Origin of the sequence: Sphingomonas sp. BK069 (assembly GCF_014193405.1) — a bacterium.
Classification (GTDB): Bacteria; Pseudomonadota; Alphaproteobacteria; order Sphingomonadales; family Sphingomonadaceae; genus Sphingomonas.
Window position 1 is genome coordinate 1,752,172 of record NZ_JACHZH010000001.1, and the last position, 26,046, is coordinate 1,778,217.

Consider the following 26,046-nt stretch of genomic DNA (forward strand, 5'->3'; position numbering starts at 1 on the left):
AGCGAAACGGGCAATCGCCGCGGCGCCCCGTCTGTGGGTGCGGCCGTCTTACAGCAACTGCAAGCCGATCACGTCCCTTATCTGGTCTTACTCACGAGCAGGCAGCAAGTTTGACCCGCGTCGCTCGAGTTCCCGCTCAAAGGCCAGCGCGGCACGATCGCGCCCGCAGGTGAGCAGCGCCTGCCGCTCTCCCTCTTCGGCATAGGTCACCGCGACGTCTCGCGCTGCCGCGTCGCCACCCAGCGATCGGTCATCAGGCGCGTCGACGTGGCCGACGTAGCGCAGGCTGACGTCGTAATGGCCCGACCAGAAGAACGGCACATCGTCGTAGCCGCCCTCCACAAGCCCGAGCAGGTGGCGCGCGAGCCACTGACCCATATGCTGCGCCACCACCCAATGTTCGACCCGGATCGGATGACCCAGCCGCGGGTCAGGCGCGCTCACGACGTCGCCGATCGCGTAGATCGCCTCGTCCGAGGTGCGCAGGTCAGAGCCGACAGCGACGCCGCCACCAGCCACCTCGTCCGCCAGTTTCAATCCCGCCGCCCCGGCTAATTCGGTGCGCGGCCGGACTCCGGTGCCGGCCACGAGCAGATCGCCCTCGACGCGACTGCCGTCGTCCAGCGTCGCCTCCTGCCCGTCCCAGCGCGCGACCGCGCGACCGGTGCGGAAGGTGACCCCCTTGCTCTCGTGCAATCGGCGGATCATCGCACCGACCTCCGCGCCGGCGGTCTTCTCGAGCGGCACGTCGGCGTCGGACACGACCGTCACTGCCAGTCCGCGCGAGATGAGCGACGCGGCCGCCTCCATTCCGATGTAGCTCGATCCGATGACGATCGCCCGGTCGGCCCCTTCCGCTGCCGCTATCAGCGCGTCGGCGTCGGCAAGCGTGCGGACGACATGCACGTCGGCACGGTCGTTCCCCGCGAAGGAAGGAATCTGTGGCGCTGCCCCGGTCGCAAGAACGAGTCGATCGTAGGCGACGACCTCACCGCCCTCGAGCTCGACACGCCGCGCTTCCCGATCGATCCGTATGACGCGTGCGCCGAGCTGGACGGTTGCTCCCGCCGGCGCCGGCAGAGGCAATGCGTCGCGCTCGACCTTGCCCGCCAGGTATTGTTTGGAGCAGGCAGTGCGGTCGTAGGGTGCGTCCCGCTCGTCACTGAGCAGAGTGACCGCGCCGCCTGCGCCATGTCGCGCCAACATCTCGGCGCAGGCATGCCCGGCGGCACCGCCGCCCACGATCACCACCCGGCCGAGCCGCCCGACCGCCCCCGCTCGCGCGATCTCTGGTAAAGGCAGCCTCGCGCCAACCCGAACGATCCCGGCGGCTTCGAACACCTCATAGCGATCGAGCCGACCGAACGCGGGCGCGCTCACCGCCTCGCCAGTAGCAGCATCGAAGCGTGCATGATGCCATGGGCAGCGTAGCGTGCCGTCGGCGACGATGCCCTCCTCGAGCGGCGCGCCGGCGTGCGGACAGGTGCCGGCCAGCGCGCAGAGCCGACCCCGGCTACGCAGCAGGACGACATCCTCGCCTCCGACCTTGCCCGCGACGATCGCATCGTCACCGATGTCGGACGCGGCCACGCCCGCCGCAAGATCGCGCTCTGCCATGCCCGCGTCGCTCCGCTGAGGTCAATCGGCGCGCTGCAGAGCAGTCGCGGCGAGATGCTCGCCGATGAACCACACCTGCGGCTCGTTCGAGCGGATGATATCGCTTACCAGCAGGTCGTTGGTGCCGTCGTCGCCTGACTCATCGGCCGACTTTGCGCCCTCGTGCGCCTGCTCCAGCACGATGCGATGCGCCTCGATCAGCCGCGAAAGCATCGTCGGCACGTCCTCGCGACCTTTGGGAGGGCGCTGGATCCGCGTCATCTCGGCGACGTCGTGCGGCGTGGCGATGCTGATCCCCCCGAGCGCCTGGATCCGCTCCGCCACCATGTCGACCAGCTCAGCCTGCTTCTCATAGTGCGTGTCGAGCAGCAGGTGCAGCTGGTAGAAGGTCGCGCCCGACATCTGCCAGTGATGCTTCTTGTAGAGGTCGCGCAGCATCATCGTGTCGGCGAGCACCTGATTGAGGATCGACACGCTCTGCTTGCGCGCGTTGTCCGACAGGCCGAGCGGGAGCTCTTTGAGCGTGCCGAACGGCTGGATCTCACGATAATCGATCTTGTACTGAGGTTGAGCTTCGTCCGTGCCGGCCACCGCGTGACTCCGATCATTGATCTAAGTGAGAGAGCGTAGCGATCCTGAGGGTTAACGGTTCCGCCCCGTCAGCCGGCGATCGTGGAGACCGAGCCGGAATCGACGCGGATGCCGGCGCCGTTGATGAAACTCGCGTGCTCGGAGACGAGGAAGGCGACGGCCGCGGCCACCTCTTCTGGCTTACCGCGCCGTTTCAGCACCATGCCGGGCCGTTCCTCTTCCAGGAAGCTGGCGATCGCCTCGTCGAACGAGGTTCCCTTCTCCTCGGCGCGCTTGCGCATCATCGCGTCGGTCATCGGCGTCGCGATGAACGCCGGCGAGACGGTGTTGACCAGCACGTTGTCGCAGCCATAGGCCTTGGACAGGCCCTTCGCGAGGCTGAGGATGCCGGCCTTCGACGCGCAATAGGCGAGTTCGTCGACGTAGGGCTGCACCGCATCCTCCGACGCGAACAGCACGATTCGGCCCCAGCCCTTCTCGCGCATCGCCGGGATCGCCTCGCGGCACATGCGCACCGCCCCCATCAGATTGATGTCGAGCGTCTCGAGCCAGCCGGCATCGTCGACGTCGAGGAAGTCGCCGGTCGCGCCGGTGACGCCGGCGGCGTTGACGTAGATATCGGGTTCGCCCAGCTCGTCGCGGACCTGCCGCCATATCGCTTCGACCTCGTCGACCTTGGTCACGTCGCCGGTCACCGCGACGATCTCGCCCAGCCGCGACAGTTCGCCGACCGCCTTGTCCAGCGTGCCGTCGGGCTTGTCGGTGATGGCGACGCGCACGCCCGCCTCCAGCAACAACCGCGCGGTCTCTTTCCCCATGCCAGAGTCCGCCCCGCTGATCAGCGCGATGCGGCCCTTGATCCCCAGATCCATGTCTCTCTCCTTCAGCCTCGCGTCGCGAGGAAACGGTCGGCGGTGCGCAGCGACAGCGCCATGATCGTCAGCGCCGGATTGGCCGCAAGCGCGCTCGGGAAAACCGAATTGTCGCAGATGAACAGGTTCTCGATATCGAAGCTGCGTCCATCGGCATCGACCACGGCGCGGTCGCCGTCATCGCCCATCCGGCACGTACCGATCGTATGCGCCGAGCGATCGACCGCGAAGATGTCGCGCGCGCCCGCCGCCTCCCAGATCGCGGTCATCGTCTTTCGCGCATGGACATCGATCGCGCGCTCGTTCGGCCCGTAGCTGAAGTCGATCCGCGCCTTGCGCAATCCATAGGCGTCGGTCTCGTCCGCCAGAGTCAGCCGGTTGTCGTCGGACGGCAGGCAGTCGCCGTTGATGCCGATCCCACCCAACCGGTTGTAATCGTCGAGGAGGTCGACCAGCGCCCGCCCCCACAGCCCGGCCCCGCGCGCCAGATTGGTGGCGAGCGTCACCGGCATCACGCCTAGGCTCTGGATCAGGTAGCCGCCGGCATGGTCGGCGTCGGCGGCCCGCATCATGTTCTCGGTGATCAGCGACGAGGGATAGCCGCGGTTCATCCGCATGTCGGCGTCGAACCGACCCCATAACTGCGTCGCGACATGCGCCATGAAGTTGCGCCCGACCTGACCGCTCGAATTGGCGAGATCGAGGTTGAGCAGCAGTCGCGGCGTCTCGACCCCGCCGGCGCACAGGAACAGCGTGCGGCAGGCCAGGCGCCTGCGCTCGCCGCGGCGGACATAGACGACGCCGCTCACCCGGCCGCTGCCGTCGCGTTCGATATCGATGACGCGGCACTCCGCGCGCACCTCGGCGCCATGCGCAACCGCGAGGGGCAGCCAGCTCGTGTCGGTCGTCGCCTTGGCCGCCGTACGGCAGCCCTGGTGGCAGGTGCCGCAGTTGACGCACGCCTTGCGCTCACCCCAATGCGGCTGCGCGCGGTCGCGCGAGATCAGAGCGGCGGGAGCGTCGGTCGCGACGATTCCGAGCGCCGCGCAGCCGCGTGCCATCGCGTCGGCGGGGGCGTTGCGCGCGACCGGAGGCAATTCGTAGCGCCGTCCCGCGTCCCACGGGTAACGCGCCGGGCCGGACACGCCGATGAAGCGCTCGACCGCGTCGACATAGCCGATCAGTTCGTCATGCGCGATCGGCCAGTCCTCGCCCTGCCCGCTCTCGCTGCGCAGCCGCAGGTCGCGCGCGTCGGGCCGCGGGCAGAAGGCGCCCCAGTGCAACGTCGAACCGCCGACGCCCATGCCCGAATTGTTGGCGCCGAAGGCGGTGGCGTCGGCGCCGCCGCTCAGCCGCTCCTCCATCCAATAGATATCGGCGGCGAGTTCGTCGGGGACATGATCGTCGGGCCGGAAGGCGCGCCCCGCCTCCAGCACCACGACCGAGACGCCCGCCTCGGCCAGCCGCGCGGCGAGCGGCGCGCCGCCCGCGCCGCTGCCGACGATGACGACGTCGGCCATGTCCGCCGCGCCGCTCATGCTCGCGCCTCCAGCCGCTGCCAGTCCTCGATCGTGTCGGCCGGGGTCAGCCGATACCCTTGCTTGTGCGGTCCGTCGCCGCCGACAGCGAAACCGTCATAGCCGATCCGGGCCATGGTGGCCGGCAGCGCCATCCACTGCCGCGCGATCTCCGCGCGCGCCTCGGCGAACCATAGTCGCATCTGGCGCGGATCGAGGTCACCGCCCTTCGTGTCGCCGGTCCCGTCGGCAATCGACCGCAGACATCGCTCACGATCCGCCGGCGCGGCGTCGGCGTAGCCGCCGGCGAGACGGTCGAGCGTGTCGAGGCCCGACGTCCAGCCCTCGGCATCGGCGGGCAGTTCGGCGCTGCGCCAGCCGTCGCCGATCCCGCCCGTCAGCATCGCATCGATCCGGGCGGCGAGATCGACCGGATCGGGGGCGCCCGGCAACACCGTCTCGACCAGGGCGGCGAGAACCGCCCGCTGCTGCGGCGACAGCACCTTGCCCTGCGGCGGTGCGGCGTGCCGCTCGGTCAACACCGCCCGCGTCCGGCGGCTGACCCGATCGGACGCGAGCAGCGCAACGAAGGGCGCAGGCAAAGCTCGCGCAAAGGCCGGCGTGACATGGTCCCGGATCAGGGCCGCGACCGCAGAAGGCCGTTCATAGGGCAACAGATGCGCGGCACCGGCCACCACCTCGACGCGCGCGTCGCGATAGTGCGGCAGGTTGAGCCGCCGCTGCGCGTCCTCGCCCAGATCGCCGTCCTCGCCGCCGGCGACGATCAGCGCCGGCACCGAAAGCGTCCCCGCCGCCGCCTGCCAATCCTCGCGGCTGTCGCGCTCCAGCCAGCCGGTCCACGCGCGGCGACCGGAACGCTCCACATCGGCGATCGCCTGCGCGCGCAGCGGTTTAGGCAGGCGCCGGGCGGTATTGGCATCGACGAACATCGCCGCCTCGTCCGCACCGATCCGGCCATCGGCGAACCAGCCGATCATCTCGGCGCGACGCTTCTCCTTCATTGGCTCGGGCGCGGGCGGCGAGGCGGCGAGCAGTACCACCGCGGCGAGGCCTGCGAAATCCGGGTCGCCGTCGCGCGCGCGAGCGGCGGCGAGCGTCGCGATCTTGCCGCCCATGCTGTGGCCGATCACCGCCCAACTCTGCGGTTGCCGGGCCGACACCTGCTGCGCGAACCAGTCAACCAGTCCCGCGACGTCAAGTACGGCATCCGCGCTGTCGCCGAAGCCGGGAAGGTCGAGCGCCACGCAATCCCCGAGATCGCCCAATCCGGTGATTACCTCGTCCCACTCGCGCGCACTCGCGCCAAGCGCGTGTAAGAAATAGAGCTGGGCCACGCGCTTACCTATTGATGTTGATCAGTGATCACCATCAAGTGTCGGCATGCGGATCCGTTCCGGCATACCGAGCCCGTCGTCGCAATTTCGCTGATATCGTGAACCCGTGTACTGACAACACGCGGCGTGCACCGTGATCTCTCAGCGTTGTGGCGGCAGCACCAACGGTGCTGCCGCAGAGGCCCTAGGCTACGCCGGCGCCGCCGGTGACGCCGTACACTTCGCCGTTGATGAAGCTGGCCTCTTGACTGGCGAGCAGCACGTACACCGCCGACAGCTCGACCGGCTGGCCGGGACGACCGTACTGGCTCTCCGAACCGAATTTCTCCACCGCCTCGGGAGGTTGGCCACCCGACGCCTGCAGCGCGGTCCAGAACGGACCCGGTGCGACCACGTTGGCGCGGATGCCCTTTTCCAGCAGCTGCTTGGCCAGCGCCTTGGTGTAGGCGACGATGCCAGCCTTGGTCGTGGCATAGTCGAGCAGGATCGCCGACGGCTCGTACGCCTGGATCGAGGCGGTGGTGATGACGCTCGCGCCCGCTGGCAGGTGGGGCACCGCTGCCTGCGTGATCCAGTGCATGGCGTAAAGGTTGGTCTTCATCGTCTTGTCGAAGTCGTCCGAGGTCACCTTCGAGATGTCCTCGCGGTTCTGCTGCCGACCGGCGTTGATGACGAGGATGTCGAGCCCGCCCAGCGCCGCTCTGGCCTGGCTGACCAGCTCGCGGCACCATGACTCGTCGGTGATGTCGCCGGGCAGCGCGACCGCCGTTCGCCCCTCGGCCTCGATGAGTTTGACGACCTCGTCGGCATCGGACTGTTCGGTGGCGAGATAGGAGATCGCAACGTCCGCACCCTCGCGCGCGTAGGCGATCGCGGCGGCGCGACCCACGCCGCTGTCACCGCCGGTGATCAGCGCCTTGCGCCCTTTGAGCTTGCCCGCGCCGACATAGCTTGTCTCGCCGTGATCGGGCTTGGGATCCATCTCGACGGCGAGACCGGGGACGGGTTGTGGCTGGCGGGGGAACGGCGGCTGCGGATATTGCGTGCGCGGATCCTGCATGGTCAGGCGATCGGTCATGGAGATGCTCCAGCTTGTGTGGGGGACCAAGAAAAATGAAGCGGATGGGCGTCAGCAGTCGCCCTCGGCGGCGAGCACATCGAGCGCCATGACGTGCGCGAGGTGCGACAGGCCTTGTGGCAGGTTGCCGAGGAACGCGCCGGAGCGCGGATCGGCCATCTCGCTCATCACGCCGACGCCGCGGTCGAGTGCCCGCGTGATGGCCGCTAAAGACTGTTCGGCGCGGCCGCGCTGTCCGAGCAAGGCGCGCGCCTCCACCATCCAGAAGGTGCAGGCGAGGAAGCAGCCTTCCTCGGCGGCGACGTCGCTGTAGCGGTAGTGATAGGGGCCGGCGCCGAGCTCGGCGTCGATCGCGTCGAGGGTCTTCTCCAGCCGTTCACGACCGTCGAAGCCGAAGCGCACCATGAGCGCGAGCGAGGCGTCGAGCCTGTCGCTGTCCGGATAGAAGACGAAGGCCTGCTTCGCCTCAGACCAGCAATGCTCCTCGATCCAGCGCGCGATCCGGTCGCGTTCGCGTGACCAGCGCTCGCGGCAGGTGGTGGGTAGCTGCCCCTCGTCCGCCAGCTCGACCGCGCGCGCGAGCGCCTGCCAGCAACTGACCTTCGACATGGTGTAATGTTGCGGCTCCTGCAGCTCCCAGATGCCGGCGTCCTTCTTGCGCCACGCGTCGGCGCACTGGTCGGCGAGGTGCGACAGCAGCTCGGCGCTGGACGCATCGAGGATGTTGCCGCAGGCGACGAAGCGCGCCGCGGTCTCGAAGATGTCGCCATAGATGCCGTGCTGGTGCTGATCGGTCGCGGCGTTGCCGACCTGTACGGGCGTGGAGCGGCGATAGCCCGGCACCTCGATCTCGCGCAGCCCGGGCACGACGGCGCCGTCGAGCGTGTAGCAGACGCGTGCGCCATGCTCGGCCAGTCGCTTGAGCAGCCAGCTGAACGCCGCCTTGGCCTCGGCCTGCGCGCCCGCCGCGAGGAACGCCTTGATGGTATAGCCCGCGTCGCGAATCCAGGCGTAGCGATAGTCGTAGTTCTTATGACCGCCGATACCCTCCGGCAGCGAGGTCGTGGCGGCCGCGGCGATAGCGCCCGAGGGCGAGAACAGCAGGAGCTTGAGCGCGAGGACGCTGCGGATGAACGCGGCGCGGCGCGGCCCGCCATGCTCGACCCGCTCGGACCAGGTCCGCCACTCGGCGTCGGACGTGTCGATGCGCTCGTCGATCCGATCGATCGTCGGCACCACCAGCGGCTCGTCCTCGCCTGCGACGATCGCCACGATCCTGCGCTGGCCGCTGGCCACCGCGAACTCGGCCGTGACCGCCTCGTCAGTGCGGCTGACAACGATCCCGTCGCTGTGCAGCAGCAGCCCGAGCACGTTTCCAACATGGAAGACGGCGTGCTTGCCGATCGTCGAGTGATACGGACTGGCACCGTCGGCTCGGCGGCCAGGGCGCATCTCCATCCGGAAGCTCACCGACCCGGTTAATCCATCGATCCGCCGCCCCAGCTCGGCCCAGGGAAGACGGCCGGCGGTACCGCTGTTCATCGATTCGGTCAGCTTGGCGCTTCCCGTTGCCGTGGTGAAGACGGTCTCGAGCACGTTGCTGTCGGGAAGATAGCGCCGCTCGACCGTGAAGCTGTCGGTCGGCGTCACGACGAAGCGGCCGCCCTCCTCGGGATCGAGCAGGCGATCGAACAGCGGCGGCGAGTCGAGATTGGGCACGCACCACCAGTCGATCGAGCCGTCCGCGCCCGACAGTGCGACCGAACGACCATCGCCGAGGGCGCCATAGTCTTCGAGCGCCAGATAGCCGTCCAGCCGAACGCCGCCAGGTGCCGGTGCTGTGAGCGTGCCGCGGATTTCGTCGAGCAGCCCGCTCATGAACGCAGGCGCGGCGGAATACGTGCCAGACCAAATGCGGCTGCGGCGCCGATGCCAAGCAACCCACCCGCCGCGCCGAGCTTGAGCAGGTCACGCTGCCGGCTAGAGAAGGTCTGAAGCTGGCCGGCTTGCGCCCGATCAGTCGACGGCCCATCAATAGCGGCAGGACCCTCGTATGGCCTGTCGAGGTTGCCCTCCCGATCTGGCGCGGGTGCGCCGCTCATGGCATCGATTTGCTTGGCCGCTTGGCGGTCCGCGAACGCCGGCGCGAGTGACTGCACGAGCGCCATCATCGCGGTCGACCGGCCGACCCAGAACTCGCGCTGCGGCCGCCTCACTGCTTCGAGCGCCGCCTCCGCGCAGAGCCGCGGGTCGAACAACGGATCGGGCAGGACCTGTTCGCGCCCGCTGCGATTGCGTGCCCAGGTCGGCTGCGGTGTGTTCACCGCCGGCAGGTAGATGACCGACAGCGAGATCGCGCTCTTGTCGGCGATCAGCTCGGCACGCAGCGAGTCGGTAAATCCCGTCACCGCTGCCTTGGCGGCGCAATAGGCTGCTTGGAGCGGCGCCGGTCGCTCCGCCAAGCCCGACGAGATCTGCACGATTGCGCCTTTCCCACGCGGCTTCATGTAGCGGAGCGCCGCCAGCGTGCCGTACACCTGGCTTAGGTACGTCGTGGCGGTGACACGCTCGTATTCCGCGGCGGTGATGCGATCCGCCGGCGCGACGACGGTCGACATCGCGTTGTTGACCCAGGCGGCAATGGCTCCGAGCTCGGCCTCAACGCGCGCAGCGGCTGCGTCGATCGCCGTCACGTCCGCGACGTCGGCGCTGATCGCCAGCACCTTGGGGGCGCCAGCAGCCGCCAGCATCGCGCTGGCCTGCTGCAGTCGTGCCTCTTGCCGAGCTACGATCGCGACTTGCCAGCCATCGCGCGCGAACCGCTCGGCGATCGCCAAGCCGATGCCCGCGCTGCCGCCCGTCACCACTATGGTTCTCGCCATGCCGCCTCTCGCTTCTTCCTGAGAAGCCCCGTGGTCGGATGACCGGCGCGATCCGCACCTGGGGTTCGGAGCCGACAACGCCCTTGCTCTGCATCATATCCGTAGGTCAGCGTCTTACCTGGTCTGGCGAGCATCGGGCTTTAGGATCGCTCGGGACAGCTTGAGGAGATCTTCAGGTTCTGTAGGGAGCGTCGCCGGCTTGCTCTTAACTGCTTCAGGACCCAGAAGCGGTCACTCAGAGTCAGCTGCCGGCGAATCAACTCCCGACGTTCGTTCATCTCAGCGTCCAAGAAGGCGGGGCTCTCCGCGCACTTTGCCGCAAGAGCTATTGGCAGGTTCCCACGGGTAGACCATCTCACCATTCAGCTTCACGTACATTTGGTCCAGGTGCCAGCGCCAGTGGCGAAAGCCGCGCATGCGACTCATCCGCTGGCACCGCACCTCACCGGCGAACAGCGGACCGAACCTGTTCCACCACAGCCTCACCGTCTCGTGGCAGATGTCGATCCCACGCTCGAACAGCAGATCCTACACGTTCCGCAGCGACAGCGGAAAGCGCACGTACATCAGCACCGCCAGCCGGATCACCTCGGGTGACGAGTTGAAGTAGCGGAATGGACTGGCTGGCTTGCGCGGGCGGGGCATAGCCCCTCCTCTACCTCGGCGAGCACTGCAGGTGCAGTAGCTTTGACAGCGCCATCATGCGCGATCGCCGCGCTATCGTCGTCGCAGCTGTCGAGGTGAAGGCATAGGACCGGCGCGAGACTGCGTTGGTCGAGGCGCTCCAGCGATGAGAAGAACTGCGGCAACGTGTCCGGCTCGTTGCGCGCTGGCACGCAGATGGCGACGTTCATCTCTGCTGCTGATGGCCTTTTCGTCACGTCAGACCATCGAGCCCCCTTCAATGGGCTTAACGGATTATCGAACCTACGACATCGATGACGATCAAGCGGCCACGCGCTGATCGCCCATCCGGCCAAACGGCGGCATGGCCCGCCTGCCCACCGACCACCTAAATAAATATCTTCGGTTTGACGGCTAAGTTATTGTGATCCGCGCGTTTGGCCTGCCGCTTAAACAAGGGATCGACATGGACCAGAAGAGCGCGCCGCTCGTCGAGGCGTTGGCAGCAATCGAACACGAAGCGCCGATCGGGTTCGGCGCTCCGGGACACAGTCAAGGCGCTGCGATGCCTTCAAGGCTGCGCAGCTTGCTCGGCCAACGCCTCTTCCGTGCTGACGTGCTCACACCCAAGGGGCTGGATGATCGGACTGAAGGAGCACATGCGCTGCAGCGTGCGCATGAACTCGCTGCTGAGGCGTGGAATGCCGATTTCTGCCGCTTTGTCACGGGTGGATCGACGCAGAGTCTTCACACCGTCATGGCGGCGGTTGCTGGTCCGGGTGAGACGATCCTTATTGCGGCGAATGCTCACAAGGCGGAGCGCACGTTCGCTCTGGCGGCCGGGCTTGATGTCGGGATCGTGCCCGTACAGGTCGACGAGGCATGGGACATCGAGCACGGCGTAGCGCCAGAGGCGCTGCGAGCCTCGTTGGCGCGCTATCCGGCCGCGAAGGCGGCCATCGTGGTCAGTCCGACCTATTACGGCGTGACGAGCGACATCGCGGCGCTCGCCGACATCTGCCATGACCATGGCATCTCGCTGATCGTCGATGCCGCCTGGGGTGGCGCATATACTTTTTGCGAGGCACTACCTGGCGATCCGCTCACGAAGGGCGCCGATGCTGCCGTGTACAGCGCGCATAAGACGATGGGGGCGCTGGCGCAGGGCTCGATCATCGTGGCGAAAGGGAACGTCCTCGACCGCCAGCGGCTATGGATGGCGTACGAGCTGTTCGAGACGACCAGCCCCTCGGTTCCTATCCTTGCATCCCTAGACGCAACGAGGCGCGACCACGCGTTGCGTGGCGAGCAGATGTGGAACGATGTGCTCAAATTGGCGCGTAGCGCGCGAGAGAGGATCGGCAGCATCGCACCGCTGCGAGTCCTAGGTCGCGATGATATACCAGCCGGTGCCGAGATCGATGAAACCAAGGTCCTTATCGACATTTCCGGGTTGGGGGTCTCGGGTTACGCCATCGACGACTGGCTGTTTGCAGAGCATCGCATCAGCATGGGGCTCTCTGACGAGCGTCACATCCTGGCTGTCATTTCACTCGGCACGACGCGCAGCGACATCCGCGGGCTCGAGCGGGGGTTAGCGGATCTCGTTGCTCGGTTCTCGGCAGATCCCACGCTTCTTCCGCGCTCGCCGGGTGGTCCAAGCGTGGCAACTTTGTCGGTCGACATGGCAATCTCCGGCTCGGAAGCGCTCGCCGGTCCGGCGGAGATGGTCCGCTACGAGGATGCAGAGGGGCACATTGCGGCGGAGATGATCGCGCCGGCGCCACCAGGCGTCCCGCGTCTGGTGCCAGGCCAACGCATCTCCGCTGCGCACGTCGCGTGGCTGATCGCCAACCGAGATGCCGGTGCCTTCATCATGGATCCGGTAGACCCGGCTGAGGCAACCATCAGGGTCGTCAATGGTCCAACCAAGTAGGTGACTGGACCCAGAAGCAGTCACTCCCGTCACGCTGCGCGCCTCCCAACTCTCGCCAATCGTCAATCTAGACCTCAAAGTCTCTTGGCCGCTCTGGGCTGCTGTCTGGTTCGCGCGCTGCTGAATCCAGCACGTGATTCAGCGTGGTCGCTTCGGTAGACAGAATCGGCCCGTCAGCGACTTCAAGCGGCATCAGCATGCCGTTTGGTCATGCGCCGCGCTGCGCAGTACTTACGCGCCTATCCTGCTCGCCCGTTGATCGAGTGTAATTCGCAATGCTCCCTTCGGCGTTGTGCCGGTGACGATCGCCTGACCGGCAAGGCCTGACGCGTCATAGCTGCCGGATCGCACGATATGCAGTGGCGTGCTCTTCTTCTGTGGGCAGGCCAGCGTCTGCGCGTAGCGCCCGTCGGCGACACTTTGGCTCTCGATGCCCGACGGAATGGACGCCATCCTGCGCTCTGTCCGCGACGCGCGCGCGCAAGGCTTCGAGTTCATCAAGCACGACTTCACCACCTTCGAGATCTTTGGACAGTGGGGACGCGACATGGGGGCGCAACCCGGACGACGCGGCTGGCGCTTCGCCGACGCGACGCGCACCACGGCGGAGATCGTGCTCGATCTGTACCGAGCGATCCGCTCGGCGGCGGGGACGAGCTGCACCATCCTGGGCTGCAACACTTTCGGTCACCTCGCCGCGGGCATCTTCGAAACGCAGCGTATCTCGGACGATACCAGCGGCCGCGAGTGGGAGCGGACGCGGCGGTTCGGCGTCAACGCGCTGGCCTACCGCATCCCACAGCATCGCACCTTCTTCCACGCGGATCCCGACATCGTCGCGGTCACCCGCATCATCCCCTGGCGGCTCACCTCGCAATGGCTGGACGTCGTGGCACGCAGCGGGACGACCCTGTTCATCGCGCCGGCACCCGACGCCATGACCGACGAGGCCAGAAATGCCGTGCGCGCGGCCTTCGCCATCGCCGTCGGCACGCCAGCGGGCCATCCAATTGCCGGATCGCTCTCCCCCACCCCGGAGGAGTGGCGCTTCACCTCGCCGTCGGTGATCAGACGCTACAATTGGGACGTGCCCGGTGGGGCCGACCCGTTCGTGTGACTGCCGGGGCGGCGCCCGTAGACGGCTGCCCGCATGCGCGAGCCGCCGTGCGGGTGCATACCACCTGTCCGACGAGCCGCGTGCCTCGGCGAGGCGTGATGTGACGCGCCGACCACGATCTTCCTCCGTTCGAGCGACGCCACGCCATGTCCGCTGATGCGACCTTCGTCAGCGCGGGCTCGAACAGGCTTCCGGTGGGTAGGCCGGACCTCGGGCGCAACCTGACGTTCGGACTGCTGGACCTGCTAGGACGCGCGATCGTAGCCGGCGAATATGAAGACCGCCCCTTTCCGGTTGAAAAGGAGCTGGCGACGCGCCACGGCGTCAGCCGCTCTGTCACGCGCGAGGCGTTGAAGATGCTCGCAGCTAAGGGGCTCCTCGGGACCCGCCCGAAGCTAGGCACCTTTTTGATGCCGCAGGAAAGTTGGAATCTATTCGACACCGACGTTCTGAGGTGGATCCTCGAGCGCCCGCCATCGATCGCGCTCCTGCGGCGCTTCAACGAGCTGCGGGCTGGCGTCGAGCCCCAGGCCGCAGCGCTCGCGGCGCGACGCGCCGACCCGCAGCAGCGCCAGGCGATCCGGCAAGGGCTAGAGCGGATGCGAGCAGCCGAGCACGACGAGGACGATCCACTCGACGCCGATCTGGCCTTCCACGTGGCGGTACTTCGCGCGACCGAAAACCCGTTTTTCATTCAGTTCCGCGACGTCGTGGCGATCGCCCTGCGCGTCTCAAGTCGGTTGACTAACAGGATCGCTGGGCACACCGCTCGTATCGAGGAGCATGCCGCTGTATACCACTCCATTATGGCGCATGACGCCGCAGGAGCCGCCGAGAACATGCGGGCTGTAATCGATGAGGTTTTGCTTACAATCGATTAGACATAGCAAGTATACGAGAGCAGGTCACTCTACGAAGCGACGCTAACGGTCTGCGACGGCGATGTGCACACGGCGCGGCAACTAGGAGACTTCCACGAGCTCTCCGCGGTCGTCCAGTGGCGACGGCCGGCCCCGTGGAGACATCGCGGTCGCCGCGCATACGTCGCCGCAGTGGGACTTAAGCTGCTATCGAGAAGGTGCGCTCGGAGCGTTCCGAGTAGCGGCGTGTCCTGACGCCACAGGCCTCACCTCAGCGCGCGAGGCCACGGCTTTGGCCAACGCGCGGGATCACGCCTCCTTGCACCATCCGAAGGCATGGATCAGCGTTCCCTAGTGACGAGGCCCCACAATCGGTCACCCCCGACGCCCTGCCCGTCTCCCAACTTCGGACGTTCATTCATCTCTGTGGCCGACAGGCCTAACGCGCCGCAAAGTCCTTGGTCTGGTCGGGTTTTGGCAGGGAAAGCGGACCTTCAATAGACGGGCGGACCGTCCTCAAGCGGCACTAGAACCTGTTCCACAGCGTCTTTCCGGGCAGCGTACTCCGCCTTTACTCGCGCACTGCGAAGGTCGAAGTCGCTACCATATCGTTACCACATGGCGGATTGAGGCCATGCTCGCCAGTGGGCGCTTGCGGCCCTCTGCCCTCTCGTACCGAAGACCCACAACCGGACACTCGACGGCTTTTGCTCGCCTCCCAACTCCGGCCGCTCGTTCATCCCGGTACCCGAGTCGTCCGGGCTTTCCGCAGAGCGCTCGGCTTGGGCTCGTTTGGGAGAAGAGCCGCATGTTCGCTTTCGAGCGGTTGGGTGCGGCTATGTGCCGGTCGCATCGCTACAGGCGTGCTGAATATCGGGTTCTGAACCTCGTCATTTTTTTTAAGATTATCGTACATTTAACTAGGGCCGGCGGCTCGGCATGGAACATCAGGTCCAATCCAATCGAAGTCGTACGTCGTCGGCACGGCCTCGCCGTTGCCAATTGACGTCTTCTTCCCGGCAGGATCGTAGGAAATCCAGCCCATGCTGTTGTCGAAGGCGGCAATGCGGCCGTTGTCGCGCTGTGCCGCCGCCATATCGATGGAGAAGACGGTCATGTCGACCTCCAGCTCGTCGCCGACCCGAAGGTCGGGCACTCTGAGTACCGCCGTAAGCGTCCCATCCAGCTTCGCCGCCTCCAGCTGATCTTCGCGCCGGAGGATCTCGAACGTGGCGTCCTTCAGCACGTCGACAACCTGACCGTCGCGGAAAACCTTGATCCCGTGAGCGATTGGAGCTCCCGCGCCGGCGTTCCAAGCGATCGAGAAATTACCGAGCTGCAAGGCCGCAGGGTCGAGGAGTTTGATGCGATAGCCGAGGTACTGAGCTTGCCCCTTCTCACTGAGGTGCACTTCGACGTCCTGTCGCCGAAAGAACACTGGGCCGGTTGTGGTAGCTGGCAGCGGCAGGAGTGTGGACGGCGTGGCCCAGGTTGGGACGGGGCCGCGGCGGACCTGCTCTGTCTCCGCCCAGGTGGGACCCGCAACGATCATCGACGCCGCAAGCAGCAACGCAGCACGTACCCTTATTCGGACCCCCGTCCCTCTCTGTCGCCCGGCATTGTGGCAGACCCATCTTCGCTTGCAAGGGAGAAGGGCGTTTCAGATGACGCGGCGGGCATGGAGCAGTTGTATGCACCGATTGCCCACGAAATCTGTGAGAAGCCGGCCTTGCTCGCGCTTACGGCCCCTCTCGTTACGAGAGACCCAAACAGCGGACACTCACGCCCTAGAAAGCGCCGCCTGATTCTGACCGTTCGTTCATCTAGTGCGTCACTCGGCACAATGGCCTACGAAGAACCATGAAAATTACCTGGGTGAGAACAGCGGGCGCCCCATGCCGCCTTCGTACGTATAGCGGTGTTCTAGAGGACTCCGAGATTGTGTAGCCACTGCTTGACTTGTTCAGGCCACTCTCTTGAGATCGGGTCGGCGGTCGGTCTCATACCGAAAGCGTGGCCGCCCTTGGCGTAGATCCGCATGTCGACCGAGACGCCTGCGTCGCTGAGCGCCAACGCATAAGCGAGCGGCTGCCTTACCTTATCCATCGGATCGTTCATGGCGTGCAGGATCAGCGTGGGTGGTGCCTTGGAGCTGATCGTGACCCAGGGGCGTAGCTCGAGGCTGTTCTTCCCCTTGCTGTCGTCGAGCATGCGCGCGGTGTAAGCGACGACGGCGTAATCCGGACGTGGGGATTGTCGGTCCGCCGCGTCAGCGACGGGGTAGGTCCTCTCCTCGGTGTTGCTCATGTTCGCAGCAAGGTACGCGCCAGCGGAGAAGCCGATCACACCCACCTTGCTTGGATCAATCCCGTACGACCGGGCATTCTGCCGAAGCAGCCCCATGGCGCGCTGTGCATCTTCCAGTCCGAGCAACACCTTGGGTCGCTGCTGCCGGCCGTTCTCGCGGGGCCAAACCTGAGGTACGCGGTATTTGAGAACCGCGCAGACCATGCCTTGTCGCACGACCCAGTCACAGATCTCGGTGCCCTCCAGGTCCATCGCCAGGACCTCGAAGCCGCCGCCCGGCAGGACGAGCATGGCTGCCCGCGTGCCGCTCCCTTTCGGCCGATAGACGGTCATCGTCGGTCGCGTCACATAGCTGGCCCAATGCCACATCTTGCCGGCGACCAGCCCAGTGCCGTTGCCCAGTCCCTCCGGCCGGTCACCGCTGTCAGGCTTGGCCAGGCTGACGTTGGCTGGCCACAGGGGGACTTGCTCGCCGCCGCTCGGCGCCTGCCACACGCCTTCGTGTTCGTTCCTGGGGAGCGGTGTAGTGGCTGGTGCGCTTGCCACCTGCTCAGCCCGTGCGCTCACACTCGCCGCGGCGCTGACAACTAGGGTCGCGCTGAGGAGATGATATAGGCTCGGCACATTTACCTCCTAGCGCGGGTGACACTCGGCGCGGCTTCGCTGCGCTACTCGTGGCGGAGCGCATCGATCGGGTCCAGTCCCGCCGCCCGACGAGCAGGCACGAAGCCGAAGACGATCCCGATGATGGCCGAGAAGCCGAACGCGAGCGCGTTGATTGCCGGGTTGAACGACCAATCCAGTGACATGAGCCGGGAAAGCCCGGCGATAGCCACCTGCGCGAGCAGCAGCCCGGCGAGCCCGCCGAGGCATGAGAGCGTCACCGCCTCGACAAGGAATTGCAGCAGCACCTCGCGGGCAACGGCGCCGATCGCGAGCCGGATGCCGATTTCGCGCGTGCGCTCGGTGACGGCGACGAGCATAACGTTCATGATGCCGATGCCGCCCACCACGAGGCTGATTGCCGCGACCGCAGCGACGATGCGCGTAAGGGCGGCGGTTGTGCCGGATAAGGTCTCCGAGATCTGGCGCGTGTCGATGATGAGAAAGTCGTCGTCTTCCCCAGCTCCCACATGTCGCCGTTCGCGCAGCAGGCCGGTAAGCGACGCCTTGACCTGCTCGGTGTCATAGGCCGGATCCACACCGACGAGCAGCGCCTTGATGTCCCTCGTTCCGAGGAAGCGACGCGCCACGGTCTTGATCGGCATGATCACCAGATCGTCCTGATCGCCGAACTGCCCCTGCCCCTTGGTGGTGAACAGTCCGATGACCTCGCAGCTGACCGGTCCCGCGCGGAAGCGTCGGCCGATCGGATCCAGCTCTTTGAACAGGTTCCTGCTCACCGTGCTGCCGATCACGCACACGGCCTTGCCCGCGCTCTCCTCCGCCGGCGTGAACACCCGCCCCGCCTGTAGCGGCCAGGGCTGTATGACGAAGTACGTCGCATCCATGCCGAAGATGCTCGTCGACCAGTTGTTGCCCTCGTAGAAGACCGCCGAGGTGGCCTGCGCCTGCGGTGCCACGCCGGTGACGCCGCTGACCTGTCGCTCGATGGCGACCACGTCGTCGGGATCGAAGCTGGTTGGAGGTGGCCCACCTCCGCCCCGGCGGGTCGCTTGTCCTGGATGGACGTGCAGCAGGTTCGTGCCGAGATTGGCAATCTGCTTCTGCACGGAGGCCGAGGTCGCGTCCCCGAGCGTGACCATCGTCACGACCGCCGCGACACCGATGACGATGCCGAGCACAGTCAGGAAGGACCGGAGCGCATGTCGCCGGATCGAACGCGCAGCGAGCAGGACCGTCGTGCCGAGCATGTCGCTGACTTTGCGGCGGTATCGGCGTCGCGGCAAGGCTCAGCGATACCACTTTCACAAGTCACGCCTGACGTCCTTCATGGCAGGTTCACTGACCAATTGAGATGGTGCCTTGCATAGGCCGATTAAGGCCGAGGAGAGTGAGCGTGCTGACCGCTGTGCTGCTACTCGTGTCGCTGCAAGCCGCAGCAACCGGACCCGGCGCTCCCGAGCCGCGCTCCGGCCGAGAGATCAAGATGGACGTTCAGCTTGATGCGGCCTTTCTCGCAGCTGCGGACACAAACCACGACGGAGCGCTCGACCTTAAGGAGTTCACGGCCGAGTTTGACCGCCGCATCGATGCGATGATCGCGGGCGATGACGAGGCGCAGAGGAAGATCAAACCGGCGGATCGAGCCAAGATGCGCGAGGGTATGATCGCCCCTGGCTTTCGCGGAATGGACAAGAACTCGGACGGACTTCTCACCAGGGACGAGGTGAAAAGCTTCAGCCGTTAGCTTCTCGCAATCCAGCGCGAAAGCAGGCCGGCGATCACGGCTAAGATCATCCATATCAAAGCGCCTATGGCGAGCGCCAAGGCTCCATGACCCTCCCAGTCGTTCTCGGCCGCCATGGCCTCATACCAGATGATGGTGATCACGATTGGGATCACGGCGGCGGCAAAGATAGCCACGTGGGGTCGGAGGCGCCAAACGAAGGGGGCGGCTCCTCCCGCTGCTCCTGCAAGCAGGCAGACGAGCAGAAGCACGCTCATCGCGGTTGAGAGTCCCGTTCTTCTGCGTCCCGCGCTTCTCGAGAGACATCCCGCACCGCGGCGCACAGCTTATCCGCGAGCATGAGGGCTTCGCCCATCGTGAGCGTGAGCGCCCAGGTTCCGCCCTGAGCACTGATATCGACCAGGATCTTGCCAGCCTCAGTGCTAACGGAGACGGGTTCGGCAGGGTCAGGCATCTGGGTACACCCTCATCCTACGGCCCCTCGCCGCAGCGGCGTGGCCGGTGACAAGACAAGCGATCTGAGAACGAAAGGATGCGAGGAAGGCAAAGGTATGCGATTGCCCTATCGCAGCTCACCGAACCTGGCGCTGCAAACCTTAAGGGGCCGTGCCCCCAAGAAAGATTTAGCGCAACGCAGAGTAGGCTCAGCCAATGGCTCAGTGAGCCGCTTAGCTGGATCCAACGAAGCGTCGATCTGCTGATGGACTGCGCAGGTGTCGGTAAGGAGAAGGATGCTTGATCACCATGGTAGCAATGGCTGCAGCGGCGATGGCGCTAGCGCAAAAGGCTGCCCCCGTCCCTGCCGATGGCGCCGAAGTCACCGAGCGCGTCGCACAAGCCTCCAGCGTCGGTAGCTTGCTCTACGCTTTCGACCGCGCCGCTTGGGTCAGTAGCGACGCACTCACCGCGCAGGTTCCGCAAGATCACCTGAAGGGTCTTGGAGGATATATCGTCGAGATCGCCGAGGCTGGCGTTCTGCGCGTAACCTACTATCGAGGCGCAGCCGCGACCGCCGACGTCTTATTCGTGGTAGATGTCCGAGACGGTGAAGTTGTCCGCAGCGAGCTCCTCACCCACCCTGTGCGGCTGCTCCCTGCTCAAGCGAGTCTCGCCCGAGCGCGCGAGATCGCGGTCGAGCGCGCTAGAGAGCGCAATCACAAACCTTGCACGAATGCACCCTTCAACACGGTCGTTTTGCCATCCCGCGACAATGGCCCGGTGGCGGTCTACTTGCTTTCGGCTCAGAAGACGGCTGACACATGGCCCATGGGCGGCAACTACCGCGTGATCGTTGCCCCCGATGGCGCCGTGTCAGCTTCTCGTCCGTATAGCGTTGGCTGCCTCAACGTGACGCGACCCCATCTACCGGCTGGTGCGAAACCGGTCGGCTTCATCGTCAGCCACCTTCTCGACCCGACACCGACCGAGGTACACGTGTTTGCCTCCTTCAGCATGCACTCTCCGGTGTTTGTTACCACTCCGGACAAGAGAATTTGGAAGGTTGAGGGTCGTGCTATCACGATTGATGAAGAGGCGTCGAAAGGCCGATGATAATCAATGCGGCGTAACGCCTTGGTTCATGAGGCGTTTTGCGCTGCTTTCAAGGTGATAAGAAATCATCGTTCTCCGCCGTCGTGCAATTGACCCAATACCGGTCATTCCAGTCACCCGGTCCCCGTTCCGATTCCTGTCATTCGTTCATCTCGGCAGTCCGACGGTTCTGGCCTTTCCAGGACGCTGTCTGTCTGGCCAAGTATGGGAAGAAAAGCGGGGGTTCCTGATTTTACCCCCCTGTTCGCCGTGCGCCTGCTACTCACCCAAGCCAGCGATGGATCAGATACAGCCAGCGCGTGGCTGCCGGTGGGAGGAACGAGCGCGTCATCTCACAGCCGCGCGCGCAGCGCGACGTCGAGCGAGCGCGGTCGGCCGAGCAGCCACTGCGCCGCGCCGTAGGTGGAGGTCACGTAGCGGGTGTCGAAGAGGTTGTAGACGCGCACGTCCGCCGCGAGCGCCGGCGTGAGCGCGAACGAGAGGCCGCCGTCGGCGACGGTGTAGGCCGGCACCCGCGCGCTGTTGGTCGAGTCGACGAAGCGCGCGCCGACGTGACGCAACCCCGCCTGGGCGCGCACGCCGCGGCGGCTCTCCCAGGTGAGCCACAGGTTGCCGGCACGCTCGGGCACGTCGGGCGGCGTGTTGCTGGAGAGATCCGCGTCGCCGGTCAAAAGGTCGTCGAAGCGGGCGTCGAGCACCGTCCCGTTCGCCTCGATCGAGAAGCCCGCGGCGAGCGCGAGCAACAGCGCCGCCTCGATCCCTTTCGACGACTGCCGTCCGATCTGTTCGAGCGGGCCGTTGGTGACGCGCTGTGCGACCAGGTCGTTCTTGACGATGCGATAGCCAGCGAGTGTCACGTTGACGCGTCCGCCGAGGAGCGCTGCCTTGGCGCCCGCCTCGATCTGGTCGCCCTTGGCATTGGTGAAGGCGAACTGCGTCGCGCTGGTGGTGAAGGTGGTCAGCGTGCCGACCGGATCCACGCCCGTGGCATATTGGGCGTAGAGCGAGATGCTCTGCGCGGGCTGGTAGACGGTGCCGACGCGCCAGGTCGCGTCGCGAAACCTCTTCTCGCGCGCGCCGCCCGAGAAGGCGTTCGCCTCGCCCGCCGGAGCGCCGGCCGCGTCGTAGAGGATGTTGCGGCGGCGCACCCCATCCTCCTCGTAGCGGAAGCCGCCGACCAGCGAGAGCCGCCGCGATAGCCGCAGCCGGTCCTCGCCGAAGATGCTCCACTCGGTCGTGATGGTGCGATAGCGCGGCAGCGTCGCCGCGCGGTCCTCCAGCGTGCCAGGGGCAAAGTCGAAGGGATCGACCGCATCCGCCTGATCCGCGACGGCGAAGTTGTTCGAGTAGCGCAGGTTCACGCGGTTGACCTCGGCGCCGAGCACCAGGTCATTGGCCAAGCCTCCGCCCAGCGGCGCGCTCAGCTTCACGCTCGCCTGGTCGCCGTACTGGGCGATGTCCTGGACGATCCCGAGGTTGTCCGATCGCTCGATCACGCCGTTCGGCCGACCGGCCGCCGGCGCCCAGGCGTAGCTCTCGAGGTCGTACCAGCTGCGCTTGCTGGCAAGCCGATAGGCGGCGTTGGTGAGCGTCACCGCGTCGCTGACTTTCCATTCGGCGACGAGCGTCTGGCGATCGTCGCGGAAGCGGATGTCGGCGTCGGCGACGTTGTAGTTGCGGCGCCGGTTGCGCGAGTCGAGCCGGCCGTCGATCAGCGGCGTGCCCCAGTAGCGCATCGGTGTGACGTCACCATAGTCGCCGCGCAGCATGACGGTGAGCCGTTCGCTCGGCGCGAAGCGCAGCGCGCCCGACAGCGCGAGGCTGTGGTTGTCGCCGCGGTCGACCCAGCCGTCCGAACGACGGTAGCTCGCGTCCAGGCGGTAGCCGAGCTGTTCGACGAGCGGACCGCCCGTGCCCGCCGCGACATGCCATGTGTCCTGCGCCCCGTAGCTCAGCTCGGCGTCATCGCGCGCGCTCTCGCTCGGCGCGCGCGAGACGACGTTGACCGCGCCGCCGAGCGCGCCCTGGCCGTAGAGCACCGAGGCGGGCCCGGTCAGCACCTCGATCCGCTCGACGGTCCAGGGGTCGGTCGGGAAGGTGATCGTGCCGGCGACCGGGAAGAGCCGGATGCCGTCGACCAGTTGCAGCACCGAACCCTGGCCGACGAAGCCGCGCGCGGCGAGCGCGGTGTTGCCGTTCCCGGCATTCGCCGCGGCAGTGATGCCGGGCGCGCGCGACACCGCCTCGACCACCGTGAGGTCGCCGCGCGCGCGGATCGCGTCGCCGTCCACGGTCGCGACGCTGGCGGGAAGCTCGAGTGGTGTCAGACCGAGGCGGCTGCCGGTCGCGCTCGGGCGGTCGAGCGCGCCGCCGCCGCGGCCGACGACGAGGATGTCGTCGCGCGGCGGCACGCGGTCGCCGTCCTGCGCCAGCGCGCCGGAGGAACAGGTGGCGAGCAGCAGCGCGGCGACATGCGTCGCCGGGCGGTAGGTGTCGATCATCTTCATATACCCCGATGAAGGACGGGGCACGCGGACCAGACACCGGCGCGCGCGGACGGGAGGCCCGGCCGCGGCATGCGAGCGGCCAGACCGGGCACCCCGCCGGTGGACGTTATGGCGTCGAGGCAGGTCTCCTGGCTCGCGGGTCGGTGCGGATGGTCTGGCCTTCCCGGCCGCGCGAGCGCGACCAGTGACACGGAGCGACCACCTGCTCGCCGCTTACAGTTGCGGGGGCAGCGCCGGCATCGCACCGGCTTCCCGTCTTAGCTCCGGCGCGGCGAACCGACCGGAGAACCTTGACCTGCGTCGCATCGACGAGACGAAACCGCGCGTCAAGGCTAATATAAAGAAAGCTTTATATCTCGCGCAGAACGCCCATTCGCCTTGAAGCCCCGTACTCAACTACGCAAACGATTCTCATTAGCCTTGACTATGCAAATCGGTCGCAATATCGCTTCGGTAACAGGGGGCTACAATGTTGAAAAATGGACCGACCTTCCTGGCGCTCTCGTGCGTCGGGTTCATCGCTTCCGCGCCTGCCGCGGCGGATCCCGGCACGCCCACGGCGATCGCGGCGCAGGATCGCACCGACGGACGCGACGACATCATCGTCAACGGGGCTCCGGCTGAACCGGCGAAGCTAGAGAGCCCGAAGTCGACCTCGGCGCTGATCGACCTGCCGCAGACCGTCACCGTCCTCAACGACCAGACGATCCGCAAGCAGAATCTCCAGACGCTCCGCGACGCGCTGCAGACGATCCCCGGCATCACCTTCGGGGCCGGCGAGGGTGGCGGCGGCTACGGCGACAACATCATCCTGCGCGGTTATTCCGCCACCAACGACATCACCGTCGACGGCGTGCGCGACAGCGGCCAGTACAGCCGCACCGACCCGTTTAACCTCCAGCAGATCGAGGTCTACAACGGCGCCAACAGCGTCTTCAACGGCTCGGGCTCGGTCGGCGGCACGATCAACCTGGTGTCGAAGGTGCCGACGCCGCGCGATCTCACCGTCGTGCAAGGCTCGATCGGCACCGACGATTATTACCGCGCCGCGATCGACGCCAACAAGCGCGTCGGCGACGACGTCGCGGTGCGGCTCAACGCCGCCTATCACCGCAACGACGTGCCCGGGCGCGACGTCGAGAAGTTCGAACGCTGGGGCGTGGCGCCCGCGGTGACGATCGGGATCGACGGGCCGACCAGCCTGACGCTCGCCTATGTCCACCAGGAGGACGACAACACGCCTTACTACGGCGTGCCCTTCTTCCGCACCGCTCTGTCGAGCGGCCTGCTGCCCGGTGCGGACCGCTCGGCCTATTACGGCATCGTCAACCTCGACAGGCAGGACCAAGTGCTCGACCGCGCGACCGCCACCTTCCGCCACGCGGTCAGCGAGGCGGTGTCGGTGCGCAACCTGACACGCTGGCAGCACGTCGTGCAGAACGGCGTCACCAGCGCGCCGCAGGGTACCTTCTGCCTCGCCGGGGTCGCGCTCCAGCCGACCGGCGCCGCCTGCCCCGCCGGCCTCGCGCCCGGCGAGTGGCGACCGTCGGGGCCGCGCGGACTGGTCCGCGATCAGGAAGCGCAGCTACTCTATAACCAGACCGACCTGCGTGTCGTGACGGGTGCCGAGGGCGGCATCCGCAACACGCTCAATCTCGGTTTCTCGGGCGCGATCGAGGATTACGCGATCACGACCGCCTCGCTGTTGCGCAATCCCGACGGTTCGGCGGTGACGCCGCTGCCAGTGCTGTCGATCGCGAACCCGGACACGACGTGGCGCGGGCCGCTTCACCGCACCGTCACCGCGCAGGCGCGCGGCGAGACGCGCAACCTCGCCGTCTACGCCTTCGACACGCTCGAGCTCGGCCGCTTCGTCGAGCTGAACGGCGGCGTGCGCTGGGAGTCGCAGCATGCGACCTTCCGCAACCTGCCGCTGGCGGTCGTGCCGCCCGGCGCGACGCAGGTGACCGAACTGGCCCAGCGGTCGCAGCAGAGCCGCGAGCGGCTCTTCTCCTATCGCGGCGGCGTGGTGCTGCACCCGGTGCGGAAGGTCAGCTTCTATGCCAGCTACGGCAACGCCAAGACGCCCTCCTCCACGACGGTGAGGCTCGGCTGTGGCGCGCCGGTGGTGCAGGTGATCGACGGTGCCGCCGTCACCTACGACCCCTGCCAGGTCGCGCCCGAGACCGCGCGCAACTACGAGGCCGGTGTCAAGGCCAGCGTGTTCGGGCGGCTCGAGCTCACCGCCGCGGTGTTCCGCAACGAGCGCACCAACTATCGCGTCCCCTCGGTCGACCCCGCGCTGCCTTCGTCGACACAGGTGCTCGACGGTCGCAGCCGCGTCGACGGGGTCGCGCTGGGCGCATCGGGCGCGATCACGCCGGCATGGACGATCTTCGCCAATTACACCTACCTCGACGGCACGATCCGCCAGTCGGTGTCGGACCGCTGCCTCGCCGCGCCGAGCGTGGCATGCGGCAACTCGTCCGCGGTGCCAGACCCGCAGCGCGGCAGCCGGCTGACGCAGACGCCCGAACACTCGGGCAGCCTGTTCACCACCTACCGCCTCCCGTTCGGGCTCGAGCTCGGCTACGGCCTGACCTACCAGGGCGGCTTCGCCATCGCCGCCGCGTCGCTCGCAGCGCCGGCACAGCCGCTGGTGGACGACTACCTAATCCACCGCGCCTATCTCGCCTACACCTTCGCGGGCGGGCTGACCGCGCAGCTCAACGTCCAGAACGTCGGCAACGAGCGCTATTACACGGGCGTGCGCAACAACGGCTGGGCGGTGCCGGGCGACGCGCGCTCGGCGGTGCTCAGCCTCTTCTACAACTTTTGAGCCGCGCGGTAACGGACCCGGA

The 26,046-nt window shown here is 66.6% G+C and carries 21 protein-coding genes and 1 riboswitch; of the genes, 7 read left to right on the top strand and 14 right to left on the bottom strand.

Annotated elements, in window-relative coordinates; genetic code table 11:
* Positions 1-87 precede the first annotated feature (87 nt).
* From FHY02_RS08365 to FHY02_RS08400, 8 genes are all read right to left on the bottom strand, one after another.
* Positions 88-1,617 (bottom strand): FAD-dependent oxidoreductase, encoded by a 1,530-nt coding sequence (locus tag FHY02_RS08365; RefSeq protein WP_183921312.1) that lies wholly within the window; start codon positions 1,615-1,617, stop codon positions 88-90.
* Positions 1,618-1,638: 21 nt separating this feature from the next.
* Positions 1,639-2,208: a Dps family protein gene (locus FHY02_RS08370; RefSeq protein WP_183921313.1), complete on the bottom strand. Its 570-nt coding sequence runs from the start codon at positions 2,206-2,208 to the stop codon at positions 1,639-1,641.
* 68 nt (positions 2,209-2,276) lie between these two features.
* A complete protein-coding gene (locus FHY02_RS08375; RefSeq protein WP_183921314.1) occupies positions 2,277-3,080 on the bottom strand; it encodes an SDR family NAD(P)-dependent oxidoreductase in 804 nt (267 codons plus the stop codon).
* An 11-nt stretch (positions 3,081-3,091) separates the two neighbouring features.
* Complete coding sequence (locus FHY02_RS08380; protein WP_183921315.1) at positions 3,092-4,618, bottom strand: GMC family oxidoreductase; 1,527 nt, start codon at positions 4,616-4,618, stop codon at positions 3,092-3,094.
* Entirely contained in the window at positions 4,615-5,952 is a 1,338-nt protein-coding gene (locus tag FHY02_RS23300; RefSeq protein ID WP_183921316.1) for an alpha/beta hydrolase, read from the bottom strand. Before FHY02_RS23300 ends, FHY02_RS08380 begins: the two co-directional genes overlap by 4 nt.
* A gap of 184 nt (positions 5,953-6,136) precedes the next feature.
* Complete coding sequence (locus FHY02_RS08390) at positions 6,137-7,030, bottom strand: SDR family oxidoreductase (RefSeq protein WP_183921317.1); 894 nt, start codon at positions 7,028-7,030, stop codon at positions 6,137-6,139.
* A 51-nt stretch (positions 7,031-7,081) separates the two neighbouring features.
* Complete coding sequence (locus FHY02_RS08395; RefSeq protein WP_183921318.1) at positions 7,082-8,908, bottom strand: glycoside hydrolase family 15 protein; 1,827 nt, start codon at positions 8,906-8,908, stop codon at positions 7,082-7,084.
* Complete coding sequence (locus FHY02_RS08400; RefSeq protein WP_183921319.1) at positions 8,905-9,912, bottom strand: SDR family oxidoreductase; 1,008 nt, start codon at positions 9,910-9,912, stop codon at positions 8,905-8,907. Before FHY02_RS08400 ends, FHY02_RS08395 begins: the two co-directional genes overlap by 4 nt.
* A gap of 415 nt (positions 9,913-10,327) precedes the next feature.
* Between FHY02_RS08400 and FHY02_RS08405 the strand changes: the two genes are divergently transcribed.
* Positions 10,328-10,522: a hypothetical protein gene (locus FHY02_RS08405; protein ID WP_183921320.1), complete on the top strand. Its 195-nt coding sequence runs from the start codon at positions 10,328-10,330 to the stop codon at positions 10,520-10,522.
* A gap of 438 nt (positions 10,523-10,960) precedes the next feature.
* Positions 10,961-12,472 carry an aminotransferase class V-fold PLP-dependent enzyme gene (locus tag FHY02_RS08410; RefSeq protein WP_311731797.1) on the top strand — a complete coding sequence of 504 codons (1,512 nt, stop codon included), beginning with the start codon at positions 10,961-10,963 and terminating at the stop codon, positions 12,470-12,472.
* Between the two features lie 231 nt (positions 12,473-12,703).
* Here FHY02_RS08410 and FHY02_RS08415 read toward each other — a convergent pair whose 3' ends face one another.
* Positions 12,704-12,925, bottom strand: a complete 222-nt coding sequence (locus tag FHY02_RS08415; protein WP_183921321.1) for a hypothetical protein — start codon at positions 12,923-12,925, stop codon at positions 12,704-12,706.
* Here FHY02_RS08415 and FHY02_RS08420 point away from each other — a divergent pair.
* A complete protein-coding gene (locus FHY02_RS08420) occupies positions 12,915-13,589 on the top strand; it encodes a hypothetical protein (RefSeq protein WP_183921322.1) in 675 nt (224 codons plus the stop codon). The two genes, FHY02_RS08415 and FHY02_RS08420, sit on opposite strands and share 11 nt — an antisense overlap.
* A gap of 146 nt (positions 13,590-13,735) precedes the next feature.
* The gene (locus tag FHY02_RS08425; RefSeq protein ID WP_183921323.1) at positions 13,736-14,470 is read left to right on the top strand and encodes a FadR/GntR family transcriptional regulator; all 735 of its coding nucleotides are present in this window, start codon (positions 13,736-13,738) and stop codon (positions 14,468-14,470) included.
* A gap of 895 nt (positions 14,471-15,365) precedes the next feature.
* Here FHY02_RS08425 and FHY02_RS08430 read toward each other — a convergent pair.
* The 3 genes from FHY02_RS08430 to FHY02_RS08440 all read right to left on the bottom strand — a co-directional run bounded on the left by FHY02_RS08430 (position 15,366) and on the right by FHY02_RS08440 (position 18,630).
* Positions 15,366-15,860 (bottom strand): DUF3857 domain-containing protein, encoded by a 495-nt coding sequence (locus FHY02_RS08430; RefSeq protein ID WP_311731798.1) that lies wholly within the window; start codon positions 15,858-15,860, stop codon positions 15,366-15,368.
* Between the two features lie 512 nt (positions 15,861-16,372).
* The gene (locus tag FHY02_RS08435) at positions 16,373-17,251 is read right to left on the bottom strand and encodes an alpha/beta hydrolase (RefSeq protein WP_311731799.1); all 879 of its coding nucleotides are present in this window, start codon (positions 17,249-17,251) and stop codon (positions 16,373-16,375) included.
* 173 nt (positions 17,252-17,424) lie between these two features.
* The gene (locus tag FHY02_RS08440) at positions 17,425-18,630 is read right to left on the bottom strand and encodes an ABC transporter permease (protein WP_183921324.1); all 1,206 of its coding nucleotides are present in this window, start codon (positions 18,628-18,630) and stop codon (positions 17,425-17,427) included.
* A gap of 146 nt (positions 18,631-18,776) precedes the next feature.
* Here FHY02_RS08440 and FHY02_RS08445 point away from each other — a divergent pair, with 146 nt between their 5' ends.
* Positions 18,777-19,127: an EF-hand domain-containing protein gene (locus tag FHY02_RS08445; RefSeq protein WP_183921325.1), complete on the top strand. Its 351-nt coding sequence runs from the start codon at positions 18,777-18,779 to the stop codon at positions 19,125-19,127.
* Here FHY02_RS08445 and FHY02_RS08450 read toward each other — a convergent pair.
* Complete coding sequence (locus FHY02_RS08450; protein WP_183921326.1) at positions 19,124-19,384, bottom strand: hypothetical protein; 261 nt, start codon at positions 19,382-19,384, stop codon at positions 19,124-19,126. The two genes, FHY02_RS08445 and FHY02_RS08450, sit on opposite strands and share 4 nt — an antisense overlap.
* Positions 19,385-19,862: 478 nt before the next feature.
* Here FHY02_RS08450 and FHY02_RS08455 point away from each other — a divergent pair, with 478 nt between their 5' ends.
* Positions 19,863-20,678, top strand: coding sequence for a hypothetical protein (locus FHY02_RS08455; RefSeq protein ID WP_183921327.1), 816 nt, complete (start codon positions 19,863-19,865; stop codon positions 20,676-20,678).
* Between the two features lie 332 nt (positions 20,679-21,010).
* On the opposite strand, the gene FHY02_RS08460 is transcribed toward FHY02_RS08455, so the two are convergent.
* Positions 21,011-23,185: a TonB-dependent siderophore receptor gene (locus FHY02_RS08460; protein ID WP_183921328.1), complete on the bottom strand. Its 2,175-nt coding sequence runs from the start codon at positions 23,183-23,185 to the stop codon at positions 21,011-21,013.
* Positions 23,186-23,285: 100 nt separating this feature from the next.
* A riboswitch (cobalamin riboswitch) is annotated at positions 23,286-23,493 on the bottom strand.
* Positions 23,494-23,654: 161 nt separating this feature from the next.
* On the opposite strand from FHY02_RS08460, the gene FHY02_RS08465 reads away from it, so the two are divergent.
* On the top strand, positions 23,655-26,024 hold the full coding sequence (locus FHY02_RS08465) for a TonB-dependent siderophore receptor (RefSeq protein WP_183921329.1): 2,370 nt from the start codon (positions 23,655-23,657) through the stop codon (positions 26,022-26,024).
* Positions 26,025-26,046 lie beyond the last annotated feature (22 nt).

Excerpts from the sequence above, each read along its gene's own strand:
- FHY02_RS08395 (WP_183921318.1), bottom strand. The coding sequence starts at position 8,908 with ATGAGCGGGCTGCTCGACGAAATCCGCGGCACGCTCACAGCACCGGCA.
- FHY02_RS08425 (WP_183921323.1), top strand. The coding sequence starts at position 13,736 with ATGTCCGCTGATGCGACCTTCGTCAGCGCGGGCTCGAACAGGCTTCCG.
- FHY02_RS08440 (WP_183921324.1), bottom strand. The coding sequence starts at position 18,630 with ATGCTCGGCACGACGGTCCTGCTCGCTGCGCGTTCGATCCGGCGACAT.
- FHY02_RS08365 (WP_183921312.1), bottom strand. The coding sequence starts at position 1,617 with ATGGCAGAGCGCGATCTTGCGGCGGGCGTGGCCGCGTCCGACATCGGT.
- FHY02_RS08390 (WP_183921317.1), bottom strand. The coding sequence starts at position 7,030 with ATGACCGATCGCCTGACCATGCAGGATCCGCGCACGCAATATCCGCAG.
- FHY02_RS08400 (WP_183921319.1), bottom strand. The coding sequence starts at position 9,912 with ATGGCGAGAACCATAGTGGTGACGGGCGGCAGCGCGGGCATCGGCTTG.
- FHY02_RS08380 (WP_183921315.1), bottom strand. The coding sequence starts at position 4,618 with ATGAGCGGCGCGGCGGACATGGCCGACGTCGTCATCGTCGGCAGCGGC.
- FHY02_RS08420 (WP_183921322.1), top strand. The coding sequence starts at position 12,915 with ATGGACGCCATCCTGCGCTCTGTCCGCGACGCGCGCGCGCAAGGCTTC.
- FHY02_RS08415 (WP_183921321.1), bottom strand. The coding sequence starts at position 12,925 with ATGGCGTCCATTCCGTCGGGCATCGAGAGCCAAAGTGTCGCCGACGGG.
- FHY02_RS08465 (WP_183921329.1), top strand. The coding sequence starts at position 23,655 with ATGTTGAAAAATGGACCGACCTTCCTGGCGCTCTCGTGCGTCGGGTTC.
- FHY02_RS08375 (WP_183921314.1), bottom strand. The coding sequence starts at position 3,080 with ATGGATCTGGGGATCAAGGGCCGCATCGCGCTGATCAGCGGGGCGGAC.
- FHY02_RS08405 (WP_183921320.1), top strand. The coding sequence starts at position 10,328 with ATGCGACTCATCCGCTGGCACCGCACCTCACCGGCGAACAGCGGACCG.
- FHY02_RS08460 (WP_183921328.1), bottom strand. The coding sequence starts at position 23,185 with ATGAAGATGATCGACACCTACCGCCCGGCGACGCATGTCGCCGCGCTG.
- FHY02_RS08450 (WP_183921326.1), bottom strand. The coding sequence starts at position 19,384 with ATGAGCGTGCTTCTGCTCGTCTGCCTGCTTGCAGGAGCAGCGGGAGGA.